Below are 978 nucleotides of genomic sequence, written 5' to 3' on the forward strand. Positions count from 1 at the left end.
GGGCCCTTCGCCCACGGCGATCATGCGCCAGGCGGCGTCGGACGCCGCCTTGTTGCCGGTCAGGGCGGCCCAGCGCAGCATCAGCCAGGACCATTCGAACTGGTGCCCCGGCTCGACGATGCGGCCGGGCGTGCCGGCCTGGGGCCGCCAGTCGCCGTCGAAGAACTCCTTCAGCCCGCCCATGTCGTCGTCGATGAAGCGGGTGAGCGCCAGGCCCACGATCTCTTCCGCCAGGTCGCGCCAGCCGCTCGGCCCCTCGCCCACGGCGATCATGCGCCAGGCGGCATCGGCGGCGGCCTTGTTGCCGGTCAGGGCGGCCCAGCGCAGCATCAGCCACGACCATTCGAACTGGTGTCCCGGCTCGACGATGCGGCCGGACGTGCCGGCCTGGGGGCGCCAGTCACCGTCGAAGAACTCCTTCAGCCCGCCCATGTCGTCGTCGATGAAGCGGGTGAGCGCCAGGCTTACGATCTCTTCCGCCAGGTCGCGCCAGCCGCCGTCGCCGCCCTGCTCCATCCAGGCCAGCGACGCCTCCAGCATGTGCATGTGCGGGTTGGACAGCAGCGGCAGGGTGCGGGGATGGCTCTCCTCGAACCCGCCTTGGGTGTGGTGCAGGGTGTCCAGCAGCCGCTGGCGCAAGGCCACGGCCATCTCCTCCGCCCTGCGGTTCTCCGGCGTGGCGCTCTGCGCGGCGGCGAGCGCGAACAGGGCGAAGGCCTGGTCGTACAGCACCACGGTGTCGTCCAGGGCGGTGCCGTCCGGCGCCACCTTGGTGCGGAACAGGCCGTCGGGCCGGCGGTAATGGTTCAGGAAGAAGGTCAGGCCGTGCTCCGCCGCCTCGCGCACCGGGCCGTTCCAGCCGGACTTGGCGGCGACGGAATAGGAATAGACCTGGCGGGCCTGCACCCGGGCGCGGCGGGCGTCGTTGGTCGGCTTGCCGTCCAGGCCCAGCTTCTCATGGAAGCCGCCGTTCACCCG

1 protein-coding gene is annotated in these 978 nt (G+C 71.6%); it reads right to left on the minus strand.

The features are described 5' to 3' along the window. A partial coding sequence (locus P5F91_RS18890) for an AGE family epimerase/isomerase (RefSeq protein WP_277907924.1) occupies positions 1 to 978 on the minus strand: 978 nt, incomplete at both ends.

The sequence above is a fragment of the Nitrospirillum amazonense genome, assembly GCF_029594735.1.
Taxonomy (GTDB): domain Bacteria; phylum Pseudomonadota; class Alphaproteobacteria; order Azospirillales; family Azospirillaceae; genus Nitrospirillum; species Nitrospirillum amazonense.